Origin of the sequence: Collinsella sp. SGI.033 (genome assembly GCF_050315135.1) — a bacterium.
In the GTDB taxonomy this organism is placed as follows: Bacteria; Actinomycetota; Coriobacteriia; order Coriobacteriales; family Coriobacteriaceae; genus Collinsella.
Map to the genome: position 1 here is coordinate 1 of NZ_JBNPOK010000045.1, position 2,472 is coordinate 2,472.

At 63.2% G+C, this 2,472-nt stretch carries 2 protein-coding genes; both read right to left on the minus strand.

The genetic code is table 11. From position 1 onward, the window contains the following. Window positions 1-112: 112 nt before the first annotated feature. Window positions 113-805, minus strand: a complete 693-nt coding sequence (gene istB, locus ACQRC0_RS08625; RefSeq protein ID WP_427729296.1) for an IS21-like element helper ATPase IstB — start codon at window positions 803-805, stop codon at window positions 113-115. A gap of 50 nt (window positions 806-855) precedes the next feature. Further along, on the minus strand, window positions 856-2,310 hold the full coding sequence (gene istA, locus ACQRC0_RS08630; RefSeq protein ID WP_427729294.1) for an IS21 family transposase: 1,455 nt from the start codon (window positions 2,308-2,310) through the stop codon (window positions 856-858). Between the last annotated feature and the right edge of the window lie 162 nt (window positions 2,311-2,472).

Sequence of the window (2,472 nt, forward strand, 5' to 3'; positions counted from 1 at the left end):
TGTTTGTGTCAAGCTCGGGCTTTCAATTGAGGCAGCGGTTCTTTTCACACGTGGCAAGGAAAGGTTTCAGGTTTGGCAAAGGCGTGCCTCTTTCTCTCTTTGGCTTTGCCTCTTAGCCCCTTCGGGCCATAGGCGAGGCCTCCATCCTCTTCGTCGGCCCCTCGAACACGACCAGGTGGCCGTAGTGGACGATTCGGTCGATCATGGCAGCCGCCATCTGGTCGTCGGTCAGGATCTTTCCCCACCTGCTGAACTCAAGATTCGTGGTCACGATAAGGCTTCTCCTCTCGTAGCACTTGTTCACCACCTGGTACAGGAGCTTGGCGCCATCTTGGTTTATGGGAAGGTACCCAAGCTCGTCCAGTATCACCAGATCGGCCCTCTCGACCTCTTTGAACACCTTCTCCAAGGTTCCCTCGGCTTCGGCCTTGGTCATCCTCACGACGAGGTCGGCGATCGTCGTGAACATCACCGTCATCCCCATGGCGCAGGCTGCGGTTCCGCACGCTATGGCCATGTGGGTCTTGCCGTTCCCCACGCCGCCGTACAGGACGAGGTTCTGCTTGTCTGCAATGAACCTGCAGCTCTCGATGCCCCCGCGTCCGATCTCCTCCGGCACCTTTACCCTCGACCAGTCGTACCCTTCGAAGGTCTTGGGGACCGGGAACTTGGCCCGCTTCAGCAGCCGCCCCCTCCTGCTCTCCTCTCTCCAGGAGAGCTCCTCCTCGAACATGCCTGCCAAGAACCTGAGCTCTGCGGCCGTCGACTCCGACGCGTACTTCTCCGCAGTGTGGTTGGATAGCATCACGGCCCTGAACCCTCTTCTCACCGCGCTCTCCAGGTCGCCTCGCGCGCTCATGCGGCGTCACCCCCGAGCATCCTGTCGTAGACAGTGAGATCCGGGCCGACGTCGGGCTCCGTCCCAAGGCCGAACCCGCCCATCCTCGCGAGCATCATCTCCACGTCGGAGGGCCTGGCTCTCCCCGTTGAGGCCAGCACCTCGGAGATAGCGGCGCCGACGTCCTCGACCGAGCTCTCCCTGCACCACCTGCGCATGCACACGATCAGGTCCTTTCTGGCAGCCGACTCCAGCGCGTCCACATGGGCCCTCACGTCTGCGGGCATGGCGGCCCTGACCGCCGAGTTGCGCCATGCGCCGGGCTTCCTCACCAGCAACGCCAGCTGGGACACGGCCTCCGGCCCGTTCTTCGCGGCCCCGAACCTCCTCGCGTGCTCCGCCACGATCTCGCCCGCGGCGTCCGCGAACGCGACGGTGTGGGCGCCGTACACGGCGGTGACGGTGCCGGAAGCCTGCCTGTGGCCCACATGGTAGCGGTGGCCGCCGTCGACGGTGGCGTCGCCGCGCTTGTCCACCGACACGCCGGTGACGAATCGCATGCAGCTGAAGGGCTTGGCGGGCAGGGGCGGCATCGCCGACCTGCCCCTCTCGAACAGCTCCGACCATGTCAGCCCCTTCTCGTAGTGGCGGTTCGAACCCGAGCCCGAGCAGCGGCTGAGCAGCTCCGCGTTGAACAGCTCGATGTCGTCGACGCTGGGCGCAGGCGTGAACAGATGCTGGCGACACCAGTAGACCTTTCGCTCCACATTGCCCTTCTCGTTGCCGGCGCGGGGGTTGGCGTAGGTCGCCTCGAACCCGTAATGGGCCTTCATCCGGCGGAAGAGGTCCGCCTCGGTCACGCTTTGCCCGCGGCGCCTGCCGGCGCCCGTGGCGTTGTCGAAGACGATGCGGGTGGGAACGCAGCCGATGTGCTCGAAGATGTCGCGGAGGCCCTGGCACACGCACTCGCTGGTCTCGCCCGCGAAGAGCTGGCAGAAGCCCATGTTGGAGAAGGGGAAGCTGAGCACCAGGAAGTGCATCCTCACGCGCTCTCCCCCGGCCAGCACGTCGACGTCGCCGAAGTCGGCCTGCGCCTCCCCCGGCGCCCAGACAAGCTCCATATAGCAGTCGGACGCCGCGGATATCTCGGCCTTGCGCCTCCTCACGTAGTTCTTGACGGTTCCGTAGCCGCCGTCGTAGGCGGTCTCGTCCAGCAAGCGCTCGTATATGCGCTTTGCGCTGTGTCGCTGCTTGCGCCATACGCGCTGGTCGCCGAGCAGGATCTCGTCGACGAAGGGCTTGTAAGGGTCAAGGATCGACGGGCGCGATTGCAGGCTCGGGGCCTGCGGCGAGAAATCGTCCATCGCGATGTACTTGCGGATCGTCGGTTGGGATATCCCCGTCCTGCGCTGTATCTCCGCATTGGAGAGGCCCCTTCTCGACATCTCTCGTATACTTTCGATCATTGGCATGCTGATCATCCTTCCTGCCTCCTATGCAATTGTCAGTTGGTAGCTGCAATTGCAACGGTAGGCCTAGCTGGTCGGCATGCCTTTGCCTTTTCTGAAATTCTTCGTTTCCGTAGATGAAAAGAATGGGTGCCGCACTAGCAACAATCAGATTGCCCTAAACAC